Source organism: Thalassoroseus pseudoceratinae (assembly GCF_011634775.1).
In the GTDB taxonomy this organism is placed as follows: Bacteria; Planctomycetota; Planctomycetia; order Planctomycetales; family Planctomycetaceae; genus Thalassoroseus; species Thalassoroseus pseudoceratinae.
The window spans coordinates 184548-203994 of record NZ_JAALXT010000006.1; the positions used below are offsets into that span (position 1 = coordinate 184548).

18 protein-coding genes are annotated in these 19447 nt (G+C 55.8%); 7 read left to right on the plus strand and 11 right to left on the minus strand.

Annotated elements, in window-relative coordinates; all coding sequences use genetic code 11:
- The first annotated feature begins 167 nt into the window (after window positions 1-167).
- From G6R38_RS21310 to G6R38_RS21320, 3 genes are all read left to right on the plus strand, one after another.
- Entirely contained in the window at window positions 168-2510 is a 2343-nt protein-coding gene (locus G6R38_RS21310) for an FG-GAP repeat domain-containing protein (protein ID WP_166830806.1), read from the plus strand.
- Between the two features lie 163 nt (window positions 2511-2673).
- Entirely contained in the window at window positions 2674-3732 is a 1059-nt protein-coding gene (locus G6R38_RS21315) for a DUF1559 domain-containing protein (RefSeq protein WP_206028662.1), read from the plus strand.
- Between the two features lie 281 nt (window positions 3733-4013).
- Entirely contained in the window at window positions 4014-4496 is a 483-nt protein-coding gene (locus tag G6R38_RS21320; RefSeq protein WP_166830808.1) for a carboxypeptidase-like regulatory domain-containing protein, read from the plus strand.
- Here G6R38_RS21320 and G6R38_RS21325 read toward each other — a convergent pair whose 3' ends face one another.
- Both G6R38_RS21325 and G6R38_RS21330 read right to left on the minus strand, forming a co-directional pair.
- Window positions 4497-5165 (minus strand): DUF502 domain-containing protein, encoded by a 669-nt coding sequence (locus G6R38_RS21325; RefSeq protein ID WP_166830809.1) that lies wholly within the window; start codon window positions 5163-5165, stop codon window positions 4497-4499.
- Between the two features lie 25 nt (window positions 5166-5190).
- The gene (locus G6R38_RS21330) at window positions 5191-6039 is read right to left on the minus strand and encodes a PSP1 domain-containing protein (protein WP_166830810.1); all 849 of its coding nucleotides are present in this window, start codon (window positions 6037-6039) and stop codon (window positions 5191-5193) included.
- A 315-nt stretch (window positions 6040-6354) separates the two neighbouring features.
- Here G6R38_RS21330 and G6R38_RS21335 point away from each other — a divergent pair, with 315 nt between their 5' ends.
- Window positions 6355-7704 carry a Gfo/Idh/MocA family oxidoreductase gene (locus G6R38_RS21335; protein WP_166830811.1) on the plus strand — a complete coding sequence of 450 codons (1350 nt, stop codon included), beginning with the start codon at window positions 6355-6357 and terminating at the stop codon, window positions 7702-7704.
- Window positions 7705-7853: 149 nt separating this feature from the next.
- The gene (locus G6R38_RS21340; protein ID WP_166830812.1) at window positions 7854-9356 is read left to right on the plus strand and encodes a diadenylate cyclase; all 1503 of its coding nucleotides are present in this window, start codon (window positions 7854-7856) and stop codon (window positions 9354-9356) included.
- Window positions 9357-9413: 57 nt separating this feature from the next.
- On the opposite strand, the gene G6R38_RS21345 is transcribed toward G6R38_RS21340, so the two are convergent.
- From G6R38_RS21345 to G6R38_RS21370, 6 genes are all read right to left on the minus strand, one after another.
- On the minus strand, window positions 9414-10637 hold the full coding sequence (locus tag G6R38_RS21345) for a cation:proton antiporter (RefSeq protein ID WP_166830813.1): 1224 nt from the start codon (window positions 10635-10637) through the stop codon (window positions 9414-9416).
- Window positions 10638-10744: 107 nt separating this feature from the next.
- Window positions 10745-11305, minus strand: a complete 561-nt coding sequence (locus G6R38_RS21350) for a methyltransferase family protein (protein WP_166830814.1) — start codon at window positions 11303-11305, stop codon at window positions 10745-10747.
- A gap of 35 nt (window positions 11306-11340) precedes the next feature.
- The gene (locus G6R38_RS21355) at window positions 11341-11811 is read right to left on the minus strand and encodes a hypothetical protein (protein WP_166830815.1); all 471 of its coding nucleotides are present in this window, start codon (window positions 11809-11811) and stop codon (window positions 11341-11343) included.
- 106 nt (window positions 11812-11917) lie between these two features.
- Window positions 11918-12592 carry a hypothetical protein gene (locus tag G6R38_RS21360; protein ID WP_166830816.1) on the minus strand — a complete coding sequence of 225 codons (675 nt, stop codon included), beginning with the start codon at window positions 12590-12592 and terminating at the stop codon, window positions 11918-11920.
- Window positions 12593-12721: 129 nt separating this feature from the next.
- Window positions 12722-13390 carry a hypothetical protein gene (locus G6R38_RS21365; protein ID WP_166830817.1) on the minus strand — a complete coding sequence of 223 codons (669 nt, stop codon included), beginning with the start codon at window positions 13388-13390 and terminating at the stop codon, window positions 12722-12724.
- A gap of 91 nt (window positions 13391-13481) precedes the next feature.
- Entirely contained in the window at window positions 13482-14030 is a 549-nt protein-coding gene (locus tag G6R38_RS21370) for a DUF2752 domain-containing protein (protein WP_166830818.1), read from the minus strand.
- Window positions 14031-14172: 142 nt separating this feature from the next.
- On the opposite strand from G6R38_RS21370, the gene G6R38_RS21375 reads away from it, so the two are divergent.
- Window positions 14173-14745: a cob(I)yrinic acid a,c-diamide adenosyltransferase gene (locus G6R38_RS21375; protein ID WP_166830819.1), complete on the plus strand. Its 573-nt coding sequence runs from the start codon at window positions 14173-14175 to the stop codon at window positions 14743-14745.
- An 86-nt stretch (window positions 14746-14831) separates the two neighbouring features.
- Here G6R38_RS21375 and G6R38_RS21380 read toward each other — a convergent pair whose 3' ends face one another.
- The 3 genes from G6R38_RS21380 to larC all read right to left on the minus strand — a co-directional run bounded on the left by G6R38_RS21380 (window position 14832) and on the right by larC (window position 17559).
- Window positions 14832-15590, minus strand: a complete 759-nt coding sequence (locus tag G6R38_RS21380; RefSeq protein WP_240928322.1) for an SDR family oxidoreductase — start codon at window positions 15588-15590, stop codon at window positions 14832-14834.
- A 143-nt stretch (window positions 15591-15733) separates the two neighbouring features.
- Window positions 15734-16219 (minus strand): hypothetical protein, encoded by a 486-nt coding sequence (locus G6R38_RS21385; protein ID WP_166830820.1) that lies wholly within the window; start codon window positions 16217-16219, stop codon window positions 15734-15736.
- Between the two features lie 26 nt (window positions 16220-16245).
- The gene (gene larC / locus G6R38_RS21390; protein ID WP_166830821.1) at window positions 16246-17559 is read right to left on the minus strand and encodes a nickel pincer cofactor biosynthesis protein LarC; all 1314 of its coding nucleotides are present in this window, start codon (window positions 17557-17559) and stop codon (window positions 16246-16248) included.
- Between the two features lie 366 nt (window positions 17560-17925).
- Between larC and G6R38_RS21395 the strand changes: the two genes are divergently transcribed.
- Window positions 17926-19308: an AAA family ATPase gene (locus G6R38_RS21395; protein WP_166830822.1), complete on the plus strand. Its 1383-nt coding sequence runs from the start codon at window positions 17926-17928 to the stop codon at window positions 19306-19308.
- The last annotated feature ends 139 nt before the right edge of the window (window positions 19309-19447 follow it).

Genomic DNA, 19447 nt, shown 5'->3' on the forward strand with positions numbered 1-19447 from the left:
AGAATTCCGCATCGGCGGTGACTCACGATTCTTGTCAGCGTCGTGAAATCCCATAAAAGTGTCCGCCCCGAGCACTTGCGTTGCGTCCACAGATGCGTGATCTTTGAAGGTTTAGAGAAGATGTCTATTCCCAGTCGCCACCGACTGAATATCGAGGAAGCCATAAAATGACCGCTGGTAATCAGATCGCGACGCTGCTTCTAGGGCTGATTTTCTTGCCGTTCGCTGCTTCGGTGCGAGCCGAGGAAAAGCAGACCAACGATCAAATTTCGTTGGCGGACTACTACGGTTTCGAGGCGTTGGAAGTCTTCAAATTGGCAGACCGATCGCAAGGCATGGTGGCCGGTGACGTCAATCACGATGGCAAAACCGATTTGGTGCTCATCGACAACAGCCACAGTCGGCTCGATTTGCTCATTCAACGCGATCCAAACTCCGTCACTGAGGATTCGGACACGCGGGATGTCAACGAACTCGAAAACGCCCGGCGATTCGATCATGAAAAGTTGGCGGTCGATGCGGAGATTTCTTCTCTGACTTTGGGCGACTTCAACGGCGACGGACGCACCGACATCGCCGCGTTGGGCAAACCGGATCAGCTCACGATTTACTTTCAATCCGCCGAGAACACCCCCGCATGGTCCAAGCGTCATGAAGTGCGATTGCCGGATGTGAATAACTCACTCTGGACCATGGCGGGCGGCGATCTGAATTCGGATCAACTTGCCGACATCGCCGTCCTCGGTGAAACTACGACCTACGTCCTTTACCAGCAGAAAGACAGAACGCTCTCCACGCCGAAGCGGTTGATGAACACGTCGGAAAGTCTCGGCTTGGCTCAGATTGCTGACTTGGACGCCGATGGCCTAAACGATTTGTGTTACACCGCCGGGCCTTCGAACGAACGCGTCCTCTGTGTGCGGCGTCAATCGCCAGACCACACGCTCGGTCCGGAGTTGCAATTCGATCTCAGTCGGCCCCGTTCGCTGAGTATTGGGGAAGTCGATGGAAAACCCGGCCGAGAATTACTCGTCGTAGACTCGCGAACGAACCGACTCAAAATTCTACAAATGCGAGATGCCGATAAAGACGATGAAATCGCTCCCCGCTTGATTCAGTACGGTTTCGGCGATGGCGGTTCCGATCGAGACCGCGATCTGGCTACCGGTGACATTGACGGCGATGGCTTGGAAGACGTCGTCGCAACCGCACCGTCATCCGCACAGATCCTGGTCTATCGACAACAAAAAGACGGCGAACTCGGACCGGCGGAAACGTTTCCCAGTCTACTCGGAATCACGCAAGTGCGGGTCGCGGATGTCGATGGCAACTCACGAGCTGAAGTCTTCGTGCTTAGCCCAAAAGAAAAAACGCTGGGCATCTGTCGTTATGAGAATGGACGACTCACATTTCCCGAGGCACTCGCCACCGACGGGGAACCGGAAGCCTTTGAAATTGTGCGTCCCGATGCCAAACAACCACCGCAGATTGTTTGTCTCACGAAAGAAGGTTCGAAAAGTTCCAGTGCGGAAACGTTGCAATTCAAAGCCGATGGAACCACACAGGAACCTCAGGTGCAGGAAATCGAACTCCCCGGCACACCGCAGCGATTGGTGGCCGTCGATGTCGACCGGAACGACCGACCCGATTTCTTGGCGTTCTTTAGTCTGGGTCGATTGCCGGTGTTGTTGAGTGGAGACGATGACTTATCCGTCGTCAAGACAACCGGTGGAATCCAACTTGGGAATGTCTCATCAAGTGAATTGTTCGTGTTGCCTCCGAACACCGACAAAAACCGCGGTGCCCTGATTGTTGCTCGCGACGGATTCGCCCGCGAATTGGCCTTGGGCGAGGACGGTCAATGGAAAGTCGTCGATCAGTTCAACGCAACGGACTCGAACACGGAAATCGTCGGAGTGGCCGCTCTCAATATGAACGATGAACCCGGTGAGGAAATCGTGTTGGTGGATCGCGGCATCGGACGACTCCGAATTCTGCAACTCAAAGAAGCGCTCTACGAACCGTGGAAGGAAGTCGAGATCGGCAAGTTCCCATTCCTGGGTACGCGAGTGGCCGACCTCAACGGCGACACCAAACCGGATTTGATTTTGCTCGGTCGGGGAAAATTCGCGGTTCTATACTCCGGCGGCGCGAAAATCGAACTCAGCGAGTTGGCCGACTATGAATCACCGCTTAAGAAAGTCTTCTTCGCCGACGCTGCGGCCGGTGATCTCAATGCAGACGGGCAAGCCGATGTGGCTTTGATCGATGTCCGATCGCATTTTGTCGAGCTTCTCGCCTACGATTCGCAAAACGGTTTGCGTCACGCGACCCATTTCCCGGTTTTCGAGGGAAAGAGCTTTAGCGATTCCGGTGCCCCGGGCATGAACCCCCGAGAAGCCCTGCTGGTCGATGTCACCGGTGACAACCACCGCGACTTGGTGCTACTCACCCACGACCGCGTTCTCGTCTACCCCCAACAAACGGCTAACGACTCCAAATCGCACTAGAGTGGATTAAAGTGGATCGCGATCTCTTGACTTGATCTCCGAACAAATTAATGCTTGTCGACCCGTAACTCCCCGGTTATGCTGAGTATATTCACTGATCTCCCTTTGCAATTCTCGCGAGGGGGCAATGGACTTTTCCATTTCATTTCTTGGGAGCATTCGCATGGCCACCCGGAACCGGCGCGTCCGCCGCAACGCATTCACATTGATTGAACTGTTGGTTGTGATTGCGATTATCGCAATCCTCATTGCTCTACTCTTGCCCGCAGTGCAGCAAGCTCGGGAATCCGCCCGTCGCACGCAATGCAAGAACAATCTGAAGCAACTTGGTATTGCGATGCACAACCACCACGATGTCGTGGGTGCATTCCCGATGGGTGGAACGAACGATCGCGCACCACATGGTACCAACACCACCACCTCTGGTTGGGGATCCAGTTGGATGGTCTACCTCTTGCCATACATCGAGCAAGACAACATGTTTAGCCAAATGCGGTTCACAAACGGGCAATCCGGTTGGGGTTCCAACGCGCGACACAACGTCGATGTTGCCCGCGGTGTGACAATCGAAGGATATCGTTGCCCAAGTTCACCACTGCCAGACTTCGTTGCCAGCGCTTATCAAGTCGGTGCAAACGCGATCATGATGCCCAACTATGTGGGAATCGCTGGTGCCGATCACAATTTGATTGCGGGCTACACGAACTCAAACCAGCAAGACAATGGCGGTAGTGCAGGCTGCTGCTCAGGTGGGTTAATCAGTTCGGCAGGAACTCTCTTCCCCCTCGAAGCCGTTTCTTTTAAGGACATGGCAGACGGTTCCACGAATGTGATGGTGATCAGCGAACATGGTGACTTTCTTGAAACGCTGAACGGGACACTCGTCGCTTGGACAGCGACCGGACCACATGGTTTCATCATCGGTGCTCATGGCGCGTCGGGGCCGCCGCCAAGTTATGGTGGAGACCGCCGAGCATTCAACATGACCACAGTTCGATATCGGATCAATCAAAAGACCGGTTGGCCGGACGGTGGCGACTGTGGGAGCGTTGGTGTTTGCAGCAACACCGGACAAAACATCCCACTGAACTCCGCTCACCCTGGTGGTGTTCAAGTGTTGCTCGGCGATGGTTCCGTGCGGTTCCTCAGTGACTCCACGGATACCGAAACCCTTGCCATGCTGGCGATCCGGAATGACGGTCGCGTTGTCGAACTTGAGTAAAACGCACTTTCCGCCAGAATGCAGCCAGCTTCCGAACTTGGAAGGCTGGCTGTTTTCCTAGAACAGTTCACACTGAAATGTAGCGGATCAAACGGTGAGTCGACTTGGCTTTCTAGCTGTTTGCCGGTGACTTATGTGTGCGATACGCACTAGAACATCTTTCTATTGATCGTAGCGGGTATTGTCTTGTGGAGGTCGAACAACAACGACCTTTCCGTGTCCAGCTTGGATACAGACGACCGCAACACGGTCTCGATTCCCTCACAACTGGAGTGACCACGATGAAACGCGTTTCTTGCTGCAATACGCGATGGGCGGCCCGACTGATGACCGTCACTCTTCTTGCAACGATGGTTGGCTGCGGCGGCGGCGGTCGTGATGAAGAAACCGTCGATATTCAAGGAAAAGTCACCTTCAACACCGGACCGGTTCCCGCAGAATCCATCTTGATCCTTGAGTCGAAAGAAGTCGGCGTCTCGCGAACAGCCACAATTTCCGCCGACGGAACCTACTCCCTCACTGGAAGTGGTGCACTTCCTGTGGGAACCTACAAGGCTGCCATCAAACCACCGGGAGACGCGGAATCCGTCGACACAAGTTCGGCCAACTATGACGACTTAATGAACGCCAGCGGTGCTCCACCGGAGAACAAGGAAGATACAAGTTTCCCAATCCCTCCCATGTTCCGTTCGACTTCCACGACCACCAAGACCGTGGAAATCAAGAGCGGTGAGAGTACCTACGATATTGATTTCAGTGGTTGATTACTCAACGGCTTCCGAGCCTTTCATGTATTGGCCGGCGGTTGCTCCCATCGACACGTAAATGCTCATCAGCCCGTCAATCGACATATTAGCGGGTTGGACGTTTTCCGCGGGCACGAAAAATAATCCGCCTCCCACCGGCACCGGGGCGGTGGGCACGATCACCACTTGATAGTCCCGATCGTTGATACGGTATTTCTTCGGCGAGACCAGCAACGCCAACAGCCCGGCTCCGGTTTTCTCACCGAACCAACAGAAAACAGGCGTCATTCCAGAGAGTTCGGCACTTTTCTTCTTGTCGAGCAACCCGACGAACTGCTCCGTCGTGCCGTAAATGCTGCCTAAAATTGGAATCCGTTTGATGAGTGTGTTCGTCAAACCGGAGAACAAACGCTGCATTCCGAGTTGCAACAACACCCCCAACGCAAAGATCACACCGAGAACCGCCAGCCAACCGATGATGTAGGCCAGCACCGAATTTTCGGAATACCGGAACCCAACGCGGCTAAGTGCATGTCCGATTGCCGTGCCAGGGCCGACAAATTTCTGAGCGAAACTCACCACCCAACCAACGATCGCGACTGTGATCACCAGCGGTAAAATCGCCAGCACACCCGCCACGAAGAAACCGAGAATTCGGCCCCAAACTGACTGAAAAAAGTCTCGCATCCCACCCACTTTCATGATGTCGATTTCAATTGTTCTGACTGTCCGATGGTTTGTTCCGCGATGATTTGATCACGGTCAACACATCATCCGCATCGGTGAGCATTTGGCGTTGGTCTTCGTATCGCACGACGAGTTTCCGCGAGAGAATCTCTTGGGCAATCACACGACCCTGTCCGACCTTTGTGACCACAGTGACGCCGACCCGTGGCAACTCACGACGGTATTCCTCGTAAGTGTCGTATTCGTAGCGGAGGCAGCATTTCAGTCGCCCGCACCGACCGGAAATCTTGTTGGGGTCGAGTGTGGCTTTTTGAATCTTCGCCATCTTCATCGAGACCGGGGGCATCTCTTGCAAGTGCGTGTTGCAACAAACAGGTTTGCCGCAATCTCCGTAATCAGCGAGCAACTTCGCTTCATCTCGCACGCCGATTTGCCGCATCTCGATCCGCGTTTTGAACTCCGATGCCAACGCCTTGACCAACTCGCGAAAATCCACGCGCTTCTCCGCGAGATAGTAAAACACCAACCGTTCGCCGCCGAACAGATGCTCGACATCAACCAAGTCCATCTGGAGTTTTCTTTCCGCGATGTGCTCCTGACAGACGGAGAACTCTCGACGTTCGAGATCGCGGATATCCTCGGCCAAATCGCGGTCTTCCTCCGTCGCTTGGCGAAGAATTCGGCCCTTCGGTTCGGCTTGCCCCAGGTAATCTTTCGTCCGATCGGTCGCGGAACATAACACGGTGCCCCATTCCTGACCGCGATCGCTGCGGATGATCACATCGGCATTGCGAACGAACCGAGTTTGTCCTTTTCCGGAGAACTCGGCAATGTGGCGTTGCAGTCCGTAACGGACGATATATTGATTCGACATGCTTCGATTCAATCGAAAAGAATTCTCGATTCCAAGTCCGACTCCGAGTGAGTCGAGAACCAGCAGTATAACGAACCGGCCCCCAACCCCGCCATCAAGTGGGGCGTGACGAGTTTGCCCGCATGCCGCGACCCTGATCTCCCCCGTCTGTCAGCCCTGCTTGGAAATCACTTTCCGTCCACGAAAATTTCGTTCTGCTTGTGGAAGTGTTTTCATCGCTTTACCATAGGAAACATAAGCAGGCACGGTTCTCGGCGTCGTTTTCGTCCACACGACGAAACACGCATTTCTACAACCCAGAGGAGTCAACACAAAATGACGCAATCAACCAATCGCCGCGACTTTTTGAAGCAGTCGGCCGCCGTTGGCGCGACCGCCTGGTGGTTCGGCACCCAATCGCTGGCCGCTCAGGAGAAATCGCCACTCGAGCGATTGAACATCGCTTGCGTTGGTGTCGGCGGAAAAGGTAACTCGGATACCAACGGACTCGCCAAGTACGGCAACGTCATTGGCCTCTGTGACGTCGACGAAACCGCCGCGAAGAAGCAAGGCATTCGTCACAAGAAAGCCAAGCAGTATTCCGATTACCGCGAAATGTATGACGACATCGGCGATGAAATCGATGTTGTCAGCGTGAGTACGCCGGACCACTCCCACGCACCGGCCGCTTTGCCCGCGATGCGAATGGGCAAGCACGTTTACGTCCAAAAACCGTTGACGTGGTCGGTCGAAGAAGCTCGCGTGATGCGGGAAGTGGCTGCCAAAGAAGGCATCGTCACCCAGATGGGTAACCAAGGGACCGCTGACGATGGTATGCGAACCAGCGTTGAAGTCTTGCGAAGTGGTGCCATCGGCGATGTGAGCGAAGTCCACATCTGGACGAATCGCCCCATTTGGCCACAAGGTACCGGTCGTCCTAAAGGTTCCGACCCTGTCCCACCGAACTTGCACTGGGACTTGTTCCTCGGACCGGCTCCGGAACGTCCCTACAAGAACGGCGTTTACACCCCGTTCAAATGGCGTGGCTGGCTGGACTTCGGCACCGGTGCCCTGGGCGACATGGCCTGTCACACCGCCAACATGCCGGTGATGGCTCTCAACCTGTTCGACCCCACCAGCGTGGTTGCCGAAACCGCGGGAATCGTGGAAAACGAAACCTATCCGGCTTGGTCGATCATCACCTTCCAGTTCCCAGAAAAAGACGGCCGCGGACCGGTCAAAGTCGTCTGGTACGATGGCGGCAAACTCCCACCGAAAGAGTTGCTCGAAGGCGAATCCCCATCGGGCAGTGGTTGTGTCGTCGTGGGATCGAAAGGCAAAATGTACTCGCGAGACGACTACGGTCGAACCCGAATCATGCTGCCGAAAGACGAATTCGCGGACTACAAAGAACCGGAAAAAACGTTGCCGCGAACCAATGGTCATTACGAAGAGTTCATGATGGCCGCCAAAGCTGGCGATCCCAAAATGACCATGTCGAACTTCGACTACGCAGGTCGATTGACCGAAACCATTCTGCTCGGAAACGTCGCGATGCGAGCCGGTCAAAAGATCGAATGGGACGCCAAAAACATGAAAGTCACGAACATGGACGATGGCGGTGAATCGCTGATCCGTCGTAAATATCGTGAAGGTTTCGACATCGCGCAGTACCAAGAAGCGTAACTGTCGTTTCCATCAAGAACGCTCTTCAGCCGATGCCTTCGGGTATCGGCTGTTTTTTTTGCTCATGCGCTCCATCGAATTGCCTACAATTCGGAAGACCATCCAGAAAACAGAGCACGATTGATGGAACCGGGAACGGAGACCGATGTATGCCCACTTGGTTTGAAAACCTGAAAGATCATGTTCGACTGGCCGACATTATCGACATCGCCTTGTGGACCACTTTGGTTTACATCGCCATCAGTTGGATCCGTCGGCGGGCTTCCTATGCGGTGGCGTTTGCGTTTGTCGTCGCCGGTGCGACCTATCTGGCGGCCCATCTGCTGGGAATGTACGTCACCCTGTTCATGTTTCGAGCGGGATTGACGGTGTTGGCGTTGAGCTTGGTCATCATCTTTCAGCAGGATTTGCGACGGGCGTTTGAGCAGTTTTCGAGTTGGCGTCCCTGGCGACGAGACCGCGTGGCGGAGTCGGAAAAGTCGCGAAACGCAATCATCGACGCGGTCGCCACAATGGCGGAGCAGAAAACCGGCGCTCTGATTGTGTTGCAAGGCAAAGAGCCATTGGAGCCTCACGTCCGCGGAGGAATCAAGCTCGGTGGCCAGATCAGCATGCCGTTATTGTTGAGTATTTTTCACTCCAAGACCCCTGGGCACGATGGTGCGGTGATTATTCATCGCGATCGGCTGGCCCAGTTTGCAGTGCATTTACCATTGTCTTCGAACGTCAGTGCCCTCGGTCCCGGCGGAACCCGTCATGCGGCGGCTTTGGGTTTGGCGGAATGTAGCGATGCATTCGTCATCACCGTTTCCGAAGAACGGGGAACGGTCAGCGTGGCTCATGAACACAAACTGACGCCGCTTGAATCCCCAGTGGAGCTTCAGAAACTGCTCTCGGACTTTGACGAGAAACATTCCAAATCATCGCCCACGGAGAATCGTGTCAGCAGTTTTGTCGGGGGACTCGGCTTGAAGTTTGCGGCGGCAGCCACGGCGATTTTGCTTTGGTTCGGAATTGCGTATCAGGTCGATGCCGTGATGCGATCGTACGAGAAAGTGCCGGTGGAATTTCGAAATATCCCGGAGGGATGGGCGGTGGACAACGTCTTCCCCAATGAAGTCCGCTTGGTTGTCACCGGAACGGAACGCGCATTCCGGGATGTGCGACGGTCCGATTTTACGGTTTCCATCGACCTCGCTGACCCTCAACCCACGGGACTTCGTCATCGCACATTTCCGATCACCCCCGAACGCGTCCGGCTGCCGCTGGGCATGACGCTCAGTGAGGCGGATCCCTCGACCGTTCAACTGGAGCTGTACCGCATCAGCAAAGTTCGCGCTCCCATCGGCGTTCGTCACGAAGGCCAACGGGACGACGGTTGGGAACTTGCCGATGTGCGGATCAATCCGCCTTCGGTGCGGGTGATTGTGCCCGATGGTGAATTTGAAACCGTTCCGGAAATCCCGACCAACACCATCGAACTCAGCGAGTTGGCGGTCAAAGACAAGCAAACAATGCTCACCGCGACTCTGGTGCCGCCAGATGGAATCCAACTTGCCGAGAACGAACCTCAGCAGGTCAATGTGACGTTGATCTGGAAGAAACCCCCTGCACCGATGCCCAAACAAAAATCGCAAACACCGCCGCAATAACTTGGCAGCTTGGCAGCGGTGCTTTGGCAGCTTGGCAGCGGTGCTTAAGTCGTGTCATCACGCGACCGGTGGCGGATCGGTCGAAGTGGGTTCATCGCTCGGATGGCCGTTCGAGTCGTCTTCGTCCATCGGCTTCTGATGATCGGCTTCGATCGGATGCGTTTCAAACCACTTGGCGACGAGCACGTCGGTCGATGAGTGCAAGACAATCGAACCGACCACAACGATCGCGATGAGGTGAAACAGTTTGTCACCGGTGTCGTGGCCGGACTGCACAATCAGCAGGCCATACACAACCGAGGCGAACCCCTTCGGCCCAAACCACGAAGCCGCGACCCATTCTTTGAACGTTAACTTCGTGCCGATCAAGGCGAATGCCAGTGCAACCGGACGGACCAGGAACAACGCAAGAGCCGCAAACACGTAGCCATTGCTAGGAATTTCCTGCAAGAATTCCACCGAGATCAACGCACCGAACACCAGAATGGCGAGAAACTTCAGCAACTCCGCGACGAGACTTCCGAATTCATGGAAAGCATCGCGGAACATTGGGCTGACGGTCGCCACCGTGATCCCACCAAAGAACGCCGCGAGAAACTCGTTCGCATGGTACTTTTCTGTGATCGCGAACAAGAGCAAACCAATCGCAAACGCGTTGAGAGCGAAGTAATCTTTCGACGACTCGAAGAATTTAGTGCCCTCGAGTTTCAAGGCAACCCACGGAATTGCGATCCCCAATGCCAACCCAAGGACCATTTGAATCGCCAATGCGGACGGCTCGTCGGCCTGATCCCCCGCAGCGGCGAGCAGACCAATCACGACCGGCAAAGCCAAACCGTCGTTGAGTCCGCTTTCCACGTTCAGCAAGTGTCGCAATCGACGCGGCACGGTTTCGCGTCCGACGATCGCGGCTGCCAACACGGGGTCGGTCGGGCTGAGCACCGCACCGACGAGAAACGCATCCAACCAAGATAGTTCAGCGACATAGTGCGCCAGCAACGCGGTTCCGACCAGCGTCAACGGCATGCCGAAGAACAACGCCCGTCCGGGTAGTCTCCATGCCGAGCGGATATCTTGCAGACTCACGTGCATGCCATCGGTGAAAAGCACGGTGAATAGTGCAATCGTAGAGAGCACGCTCACCAATTCCATCGACGGCTCACCGAAGAAGAACCCGGCGAACAGGAACAACACCGCCGCCGACATCACACTCCGTTCCGCCCACCCCGACAACAGGACCGCAAGCAACAACGTCGCAGCGTAAATGACCAACAATTCCATGGGAACGATTCATCCTTGAAGAACAGATCACGATGGCCCGAGTCTACGAAACTCCAGACTTGAATAGTCCACACAAGTTGAACGTGGTCCTGCGATTCGATCAAGTACTAGCGGCAGATTTCTCCAGAATTCGCCGGGGTCCGTGACTCGCTCCAACTGGGTTGCCAAGCGGTGCGACGGGGAATCCAGCGGGGGACGGCGGCACGAAATTCGTCGTAGTCGTTTCCGAAACGGCGACGCAGCGAGCGTTCCTCGACCAGCGGAATGTAAATCGATTTACCGACGACAAACACAACTAACCACAAGAACACCGCCGGCGATGCCGTGATCAACGCTTCGCCCAGAATGACCGCGAAGACACCGGAGATCATCGGATTGCGAACATGCCGATAAATCCCATTGACGACCAGCCGCTCGGTTGGGTCCCAAGGTGCAATCGTGCCGTTGCCGATCGCTCTTAGCATGGCGATCGTGGCGGCGATCAACCGCAGTCCGGCGAGCACGAAGACGGTACCAACCACGGCGAGCCCAATCGCCCACGGACGATGTTCCTGCCACAGCCCGAACGGATCGACACCAAATCGCCACCACAAATACAGCGGCATGAAGATAATCGCCGTGCCCGGGAGAATCACAATCGCACGGACATCTTTCCAAACATTCTTCATCGACGACTCATGGGGCTTCTTGGTTCCGACACGGTTCACGATCCACTTTCTGAAAGTGGAGCCTGTACGTCAACCAGCGGGTCGTTCGTTCGGGTTCGGAGAGCATCGAGCCAGAGCACGAATGCACCGGTCGGAAGCAGATAGCCGCCTTCGATCGCCGCCCAAACTCCCGGCATGCCGACGATCAGGTCCAACATTGTGAAGCCAACACCAGCCGCGATGGCACTACACCCCCAGAGTTTGACAAGCGGTGCGTAGCGGGGCAGATCCGACGCGAGAATCCAAGTCGCTATCCCGCACATGCCGTATAACGCCGATAGCGTGCGTGCGAGGTAATTGAACAATGGTGTGTCGGACAGTTCGCCAAGTCCGATCGTGATCGCTGCCGAATTCATCCATACATCCGGCAACACAACGGCGGGGAACGCCAACATCAGCACAACGGCGTTGAGTCGCAACAAACGACGCAACCATCGTGAAGCACGTTCGGGAGGCAAACTGGACATGGAAATTCGAAATCTCAAATGAGAAAAAGGAAGCCAAAGAATCATAGCGGATTGTCCCGCCGCGATCCTCTGTCTTCCTTTTTCGATTCCAAACTTCGAGCCGCGATCAGTTCGCGTTGATCATGTCGTCGCCGTGATAGGTTTCGTAGAAGTTTTTGCCGATGTCGTCGCTGAGCACTTCGAGGTATTCGCGTTTGAAGCTTGTGTACTTCGTTTCATACGACGAACGAGCGACCGCCCGCGGATACACCGATTCGACGTCTCGGCTGAAAATCTGCTCGCCTTCGTCGTCTTCCATCTTCCACACCGACACCATCACATCGGAACGGCCGCGGAACAGTTCGGCACTGTTCTTTTCGTAAAGGCTGAAATCCTTCAGCTCCACATACACGACGTAATCCACCTCGAATTTCGCTCCGAGTTCCTCGGGCGTGTCCCAATCGGGATTGCGGTCGAGCCAGTCGTTCACACGGTCCGGATTGATGACCTGAATCTTCTTGAGGTGCATTCGCATGGCGACATACTTCGCCAAGTCCGCATCGATATGCGAAAACTGAAGCTGCACATCGGGCGGTGCGGTACACACGACGGCAACCTTGATGTCTTTCTCGGTCATCGAGAGACCGGTTTCTCCATCGAAGGCCGGTTCGATCGACGGCGGACCACCAATCAGATACGCACCGAGCATGAACAAGTTGCAGCCCGAGAGTGTGCCGACGGTCAGAACCGATGCCAACAGCATCAAACTTAGGCGTCGTCCGTTAACTTCTGCGAAGACCATGATTGTTTCCTTCTATCCTCGATCTACGATCCTCGATCCTCGCCGAGTCTCAGACCATGCCGCCCAAACTTTGGGTTTTCGCGGCTACCGCTGGTGAAATCGTGATGCGTTGGGTTGGGGTCGATTGTTCTAGAACACTTCGGTTCCGGCGGTGTGGTCGTGCAAGATATGCCCTAACTGACTGGCCAGGCGTTGCACGAACCGACGTTGAAAGATTCGTGGCGAATCGACCTGCGATGCCGGAATCGGACTGAATTCGGGATACGTTGAACCGAACCCGCTGGAGAAGACTTGTCGCGCCATTCGGCGTTCGCCTTCATCGCTGTCTTCGTCGTCTTCTGTTTCCACGCGATAGCCGATCAAGTCACCGTGGGCTTGTCCGCGGAACAGATCAGGACTGTTTTCCTCGTAGAAACTCACACTCAACAAATCGACGTGAATGATGAAATCGACATCGAATTCGTCGGCCAGATCACGAGGATCGTCGAGCCGCCCGCCGTTGTCGTCCATCCAGTCGCGGACATCGTTGCTTTCGACGACCTTCACGCCTTCGCGTTGAAGTTGCCGCGTGAGCGTTTCGACCAACTGATGGCTCAAACCGGTCATATCTCCATCGCGGATTGCCGAGGGGGCATCGCAGATGATGATGACTTTGTGCTTGCCTTCCGTCAGGTCGACGCCGGTGGCAAGTTTGAAGGGGCTGTCAATTTCGGGGTCGCCGAAGACCATTTTGTTGATCATTACAACCGGCCCACAGCCGACAATCGCAGTGACCATGCCGAGACAAATCACAAGCATTGGCCATGCGGTCGAAGATCGGCGGTCGCTTCCGTGCGTCCGTAGCATAGGATTGCCAAATTGAAAATCGAAGAGTGGAGTTGCCGTACGTTCATAGAATTCCCACAAACCGTGGCAACCATTGGAGACCGGCCAAAATGAAGACCAATCCGCAAGTCCAAATGGCAACGCTGGCAGGTGGAAATCGACGAGGCGACCGACCGGTCCAAGCGATGTATCCAGCCCAGGGAATCTGGAACAGACACGCCGCTGCCAATGCCAGTCCCCCGACATTGGCCCGCATGGAATCGATCCATCGGCCACGAACGAATAACGATATACTGGTTGTCATGCCGCACCCCGGACAGGGACGACCTGTGATTTCCCAAAAGGAGCACGCCGGCAGACCAAGTTGCTCGTGGGTTCCGTATCCTCGCGGATCGGGATCCATCGACGCTGCCAGGGCGAAACACAGCACGAGTGTGATGCTCCAAGAAAGCAGCAAACCGCGCTCAAGACGCCCAAGCCGAGGTCGTTCAGCGAATTCCGAGTGAGTTGTCATTGAGATTTGAGAGAGTGCGGGAGTCTTACCGGTTTCGCCCATTCGCTGCAAGAGCATTTTTGAATATAACGGAATGTTGTCGCCGGTCCCAATCGGCAAACCTACAACTCCAGGTGCCACGGCTCTCCCCCGGGGACCACGGCTCTATGAGCCGTGCTAAGCAATCCCCCCAGAAAACACAGCCGACAGAACCTCGGCACACCTTTTCACGAACAAACCAGAAACATCGGAACCAAATCCCATGGTTTATCTCAACCGCATCTACACCAAAACCGGAGACGACGGGCACACGGCCCTGGGTGACGGCACACGCGTCCCCAAAACCCACTTGCGAATTTTGGCCTACGGTGGCGTCGATGAATTGAACGCAGTGATCGGCGTTGCGTTGACCACCGACTTACCCGAGCCGCTCGCATCCCGACTTCGGCAGATTCAAAATGATCTTTTCGATGTCGGAGCCGACTTGTGTGTGCCGATCCGCCCCGACGAAACCAACGCCGAACACCCACCATTGCGTCTTGCGGCTGGTCCGATCGAACGGCTGGAACAATGGATCGACGAAGCCAACGAACGGCTCGAACCGCTCACGAGTTTCATTCTCCCCGGCGGTACCGCGGCGGCGGCTCATTTGCACCATGCCCGCACCGTCTGTCGTCGTGCCGAAACCGGCATCGTTGCACTCGCTCAACAGGAACCCGTCAACGCCCAAGTCTCAGTGTACCTGAATCGCCTGTCCGACCTGCTTTTCGTCTGGGCACGCTTGACGAATGACGAAGGCCGAGCCGATGTGTTGTGGCAACCGCAGGGGAAATAATGTGCAAGACGTAACGGGTGAGGAGTCAGGCGAACGAAGGCCGTTTTCCACGCCTCACGCCTTACCCCTCACGTCTTGACATCTGCTCACCGTGCCAGCCAACCGCCGTCGATCGGGACCACGCTGCCGTGCATATAATTCGAGGCATCGGACGCCAGAAAAACTGCCAGCGGTGCGATCTCGTCCGGTTGCCCCCATCGTCCACATGGGATGCGATCAAGAATTTGCGGTCCGCGAACGGGATCGTTTCGTAAGCCGTTGGGAGGATCGGTATCGAAATACCCCGGCGCGATGCAGTTCACGTTGATGCCCTGGGCACTCCAGCCGGTAGCCAACGACTTCGTCAGACCGGCTAATCCATGCTTCGCCGCCGCGTAAGCCGGGATGTGCCAACCGCCTTCGAAACTCAAGACGGAACCGATATTGATGATCTTCCCGCGTCCCCGTTTCAACATGAACTGGGCGGCCTGCTGAGACAAATCGAACGCCGCATCCAAGTGGACCGCCAGCAGTTTCGACCAGTTCTCAACCGGATATTCCTCGGGCACGAATCGCTCGGCATGCCCCGCGTTGTTGACGAGAATGTCGATCCGTCCGAACTCGTCCACAACCTTCTGCACGAGACCGACTCGTTGCTCGGGTTCTGACAAATCCGCACGCAAGTCGAGAAACCGACGGCCTTCACCTTCGACAAGTTCGCGAGTCTCGCCGGCGGTGTCTTGCCGCGAAACGTTCACCACATCCGCCCCGGCTTGAGCCATCCCCCAGGCCATCGCCTGACCCAACCCGTGACTCGCCCCTGTCACCAATGCCACTCGACCGTTTAACTGAAACAGTTCCAACACGTCCTCAACCAATCCATCAAAACACTTGGATGAAATGGTATCGTTATAGCGGCATCGCCAGCGGAACGCCAATGATTCCAACGGGTGCCGTGCTGAGCAAAGTTTCCCATTGGCAAACATGGCTCACAGAGCCGTGGCACACTTTAGGCGGCTCGTCGTGCCTCGTCGTCGTCACGGCCATCGAACAAGCGAGCGACTTCGACGATCGACAACCCCGTCAATTCCGCGATCTCCTGCACACCGTAACCAGCGGTTCGCAGTTGCCGCACGACCTCGCGGTCTCGTGGTGTCGATTCAACGCCGGATCGGTTCGATGGCAACGTTTTCTCAAGCAGCGTTTCCAAGCGGACAATTTCGTGATCGGCTTCTTCGATCAGGCGATCCAACAACGCCAACGTCGTTTCCACGCGTCCGGTGATTTCACGGTCAAAATCGTGCAGCCGGACTTCGAGTTCGTCCAGCCGCTCACTCGCAGCTTGAACCGGAGCCACTTCCTTGGCGGAAATGGACGTCTCGGGAGTCTTGTGAAGTCCTTTGCGACGGCGGATTGACATTCGCATCATCGTGACCGTCAGCAACACAACACCAAATGCGAACAGGGTTTGTCCGTCGAGAAAATCTGAAATCATCGGGGCATCCTTGCCGGTGAGGTGGGTCAATTATGGTGGTCGTGATCGTGTCCGTGATGGTCATGATCGTGGGAGTGGCCATGGTGATCGTGGTCGTGGGAATGATCGTGATCATGGGTGTGATGATCGTGGTGATGGTCCCCCGAACCGCTTCCCGTTGGCAAAACACTGGCGGCATCGAAATTCGCTTCGGCGGCTCGGTACACGTCCCGCAGCGGTACCCCCTGTTTCTCGGCGACTTTTGCACAGTCTTCGAATTCCGGCGTGAAAATCGCTTGGTTGCCGTGTCGGAACCCAAGTTTCCCCTGCACCGGCCCAAAGACTGTTTCCACGGTGTGCGGTTTCCGCGTGCGTTTGGATCGCCACAGCAAATGCCGTCGCACCCCGAAAGTGCCGGTTTCTTCAAACAAAATCGATTCGAGTTCGTCGACCTTCGCCGGTGAGCACAACACGCTCAAAACAATACCGGGGCGATCTTTTTTCATTTGGATCGCCGTCGAGTACACGTCCAATGCACCAGCGTCGAACAGCTTCCGTTTTGTGAATCCGATGACTTCGCCCGAAACGTCATCAAGGTTCGTTTCCAACAACGCCACTTGATCGACTTCATCCGACGCAACCGCCGTGCCGACGAACAACCGCAGCAAGTTGGCACGTTGCGGGAAATCCTTGGTGCCGGCTCCGTAGCCGATGGATTCGATCCGCATTTCCGGCAAACCTGGTGTGAACCGATCGACAAACGTCGTCAAAATTGCCGCCCCGGTGGGCGTTGTCAATTCGGCTTCCACGGGCACATCGGTCAGCGGAATGCCCTTCAGAAGTTCCGCCGTTCCCGGTGCCGGAACCGTACAAACGCCGTGATCGATCAAAATCTGCCCGCGGCCGGTCGGAACATGAGAACACACGATTTGTTCAGCGGCGAGCAAATCGAACCCCACCGCTGCCCCGACAATATCCACAATCGAGTCAATCGCACCGACTTCGTGAAAGTGCACCTGGTCGATCGGCATGCCGTGAACCGTCGATTCCGCTCGCGCCACATGCCCGAACAAGCGTTTGGCGAGGTCGCGTTGCCGATCGGTGAGCTCCGTCGCACCATCGATCAGTTCATGCACGTCGGCCAAATGCCGATGGGCGTGTTGCTCGGGATGTTCGACCCGCACGTACGTCGCTTTGAAACCGCCTTTGACGACCGTATCCACGTGCAACCGCACACCGTCGATGCCCAGCGAGGCAATTGCGGATTGAATCGCCTCCGCCGGCACACCGGCATCAATCAGGGCGGATAGCGTCATATCGCCGCTGATCCCGGTCGAACAATCCAAATAAGCGATCCGCACGAGGCACCCAACTCTCAGCCAGAATCGAACGAGCGATCGTTTCGCCGTCGAAAAGTAGAAACGTCAAAACCGGTGAATTCTACCTGCCCACCCAACGAGTACCAAGGTCAAAACTCCTTCCGAGCAGGTTCTTTTTGACTCCCTCTTTCCGTGACCTACTGTACTACTGGACTTCAATCACATCGACCAAGGCCATGGCTCCGTGTGCGTCTCGACATAACCCGCACCGTTGGCACTCCTTGCAACTTCCCGAACCGGAAGTTGGCCGCTTGACAGTCCCCAAAATTTCCGTTTGCACCTGTTTTCCACTGAGTGAAACACTCTGTTTGGATACCGAGTCCGTCACCTCCGTTCAGTGAGAATTCCATGCTCAGCGAAGACCTTTCCAGCCTGATTGCCGAACTTCGCCAATCGACCGGGATGGACACGCAAGAGACACAAACGTGCCCGTTGCCACAGGCGCAGACAGAGCATTCATCGACGCCGCCAATGGCTTGGTTTCCGCGAGAACCCAGGGATTTAAAGTCCGCTGGCGTCACGGAACCCACGATCGAAGCGCTTGCGTTGAAGTTTCTGCTCAACGCTGGTGTGGCGTCGGCTCGGAAAGTTTCCGAGCAAGTTCGGTTGCCGTTCGCGATCGTCAACGACCAACTCCGCCGCATGAAAAGCGAACAACTGGTGGCCTACCGACGGTCCGCCGGCGTGAACGACTACGAACACGAACTCACCCCGGAAGGCTACGAACGGGCCGGCTTGTTGATGAAACGCAGCAGTTACTTCGGAGCCGCTCCGGTTCCGTTGCAGGAGTACCGCGACAGCGTTACCAAACAATCCCTGTTGCGGGAACGACCCACGGAAGCCTCGCTGCGAAAAGCACTCGGAGACTTGCAACTCGGTTCCGAGGTCATCAGCCAACTCGGTCAGGCGTTGATGTCGGTGGCGGCGGTGTTCCTCTACGGCAACCCAGGGAACGGGAAAACCAGTATGGCCGAACGGCTCACGCAGGCTTTCGGCAAAACCATCTGGCTTCCCAGGGCCATTAGCATCGGTGGCGAAATCGTCCGACTGTTCGACCCGACAATGCACGAAACCGCAACACCGCCATATCTGGGCGAAGATGCCAAGGTCGACGCTCGATGGGTCTGCATCGAACGACCGACTGTGGTTGTCGGCGGTGAGCTGACGATGGAAAGCCTGGAACTTTGTGTCGACAACTCCACTGGTGTGCTCGAAGCGCCCGTGCAACTCAAGAGTAACTGCGGAACGCTCGTCGTGGACGACTTCGGTCGCCAACGCATGAGCACCACCGAACTGCTCAACCGGTGGATCGTACCGCTCGAAAAACAATACGACTTCCTTAATACCCCCAGCGGCAAGAAGATCAAAATGCCGTTCGAGCAACTGCTCGTCTTCGCAACCAACCTCGCCCCTGAAGAACTCGTCGACGAAGCCTTCCTCCGCCGCATTCCGTACAAAATTGAAGCCCGCGACCCGGACGAATCGGAATTCGTCAATCTCTTTGGAAAACTCGCCACCAAGATGGGCATGGAGTGCGACGAATCGCAGATTCAATATCTCGTCGAGAAGCACTACAAAGCCGTCGGCCGCACCTTCCGCTTCTGCCAACCCCGCGACCTGCTCAATCTGATGCGGAACTACCAACGCTTCCATCAATTGTCGAGTACTGTCACACCGGAAATCATCGACGCCGCCGCCAGAAACTACTTCGCCGTCGGCAGCGTGAGTTAGACCGAGTCCTGTTCGAGCGTTTTCGCCGCATGCCGACCGAATTGAACGCGCCGACAAACTCCACCGACACAGTTTTCGCGAACCGGCATCAATCCGGCTTGCTTGCAGTCGCGTTCGCCTCGCCGCACAATGATCAATG

What these genes read in the sequence shown, in the direction of transcription:
- G6R38_RS21345 (WP_166830813.1), bottom strand. Translation starts at nt 10,637, where the DNA reads ATGGAATTGTTGGTCATTTACGCTGCGACGTTGTTGCTTGCGGTCCTG.
- G6R38_RS21365 (WP_166830817.1), bottom strand. Translation starts at nt 13,390, where the DNA reads ATGCTTGTGATTTGTCTCGGCATGGTCACTGCGATTGTCGGCTGTGGG.
- G6R38_RS21310 (WP_166830806.1), top strand. Translation starts at nt 168, where the DNA reads ATGACCGCTGGTAATCAGATCGCGACGCTGCTTCTAGGGCTGATTTTC.
- G6R38_RS21315 (WP_206028662.1), top strand. Translation starts at nt 2,674, where the DNA reads ATGGCCACCCGGAACCGGCGCGTCCGCCGCAACGCATTCACATTGATT.
- G6R38_RS21385 (WP_166830820.1), bottom strand. Translation starts at nt 16,219, where the DNA reads ATGATTTCAGATTTTCTCGACGGACAAACCCTGTTCGCATTTGGTGTT.
- G6R38_RS21340 (WP_166830812.1), top strand. Translation starts at nt 7,854, where the DNA reads ATGCCCACTTGGTTTGAAAACCTGAAAGATCATGTTCGACTGGCCGAC.
- G6R38_RS21330 (WP_166830810.1), bottom strand. Translation starts at nt 6,039, where the DNA reads ATGTCGAATCAATATATCGTCCGTTACGGACTGCAACGCCACATTGCC.
- G6R38_RS21350 (WP_166830814.1), bottom strand. Translation starts at nt 11,305, where the DNA reads ATGAAGAATGTTTGGAAAGATGTCCGTGCGATTGTGATTCTCCCGGGC.
- G6R38_RS21355 (WP_166830815.1), bottom strand. Translation starts at nt 11,811, where the DNA reads ATGTCCAGTTTGCCTCCCGAACGTGCTTCACGATGGTTGCGTCGTTTG.
- G6R38_RS21320 (WP_166830808.1), top strand. Translation starts at nt 4,014, where the DNA reads ATGAAACGCGTTTCTTGCTGCAATACGCGATGGGCGGCCCGACTGATG.
- G6R38_RS21360 (WP_166830816.1), bottom strand. Translation starts at nt 12,592, where the DNA reads ATGGTCTTCGCAGAAGTTAACGGACGACGCCTAAGTTTGATGCTGTTG.
- G6R38_RS21395 (WP_166830822.1), top strand. Translation starts at nt 17,926, where the DNA reads ATGCTCAGCGAAGACCTTTCCAGCCTGATTGCCGAACTTCGCCAATCG.
- G6R38_RS21335 (WP_166830811.1), top strand. Translation starts at nt 6,355, where the DNA reads ATGACGCAATCAACCAATCGCCGCGACTTTTTGAAGCAGTCGGCCGCC.
- G6R38_RS21325 (WP_166830809.1), bottom strand. Translation starts at nt 5,165, where the DNA reads ATGCGAGACTTTTTTCAGTCAGTTTGGGGCCGAATTCTCGGTTTCTTC.
- G6R38_RS21375 (WP_166830819.1), top strand. Translation starts at nt 14,173, where the DNA reads ATGGTTTATCTCAACCGCATCTACACCAAAACCGGAGACGACGGGCAC.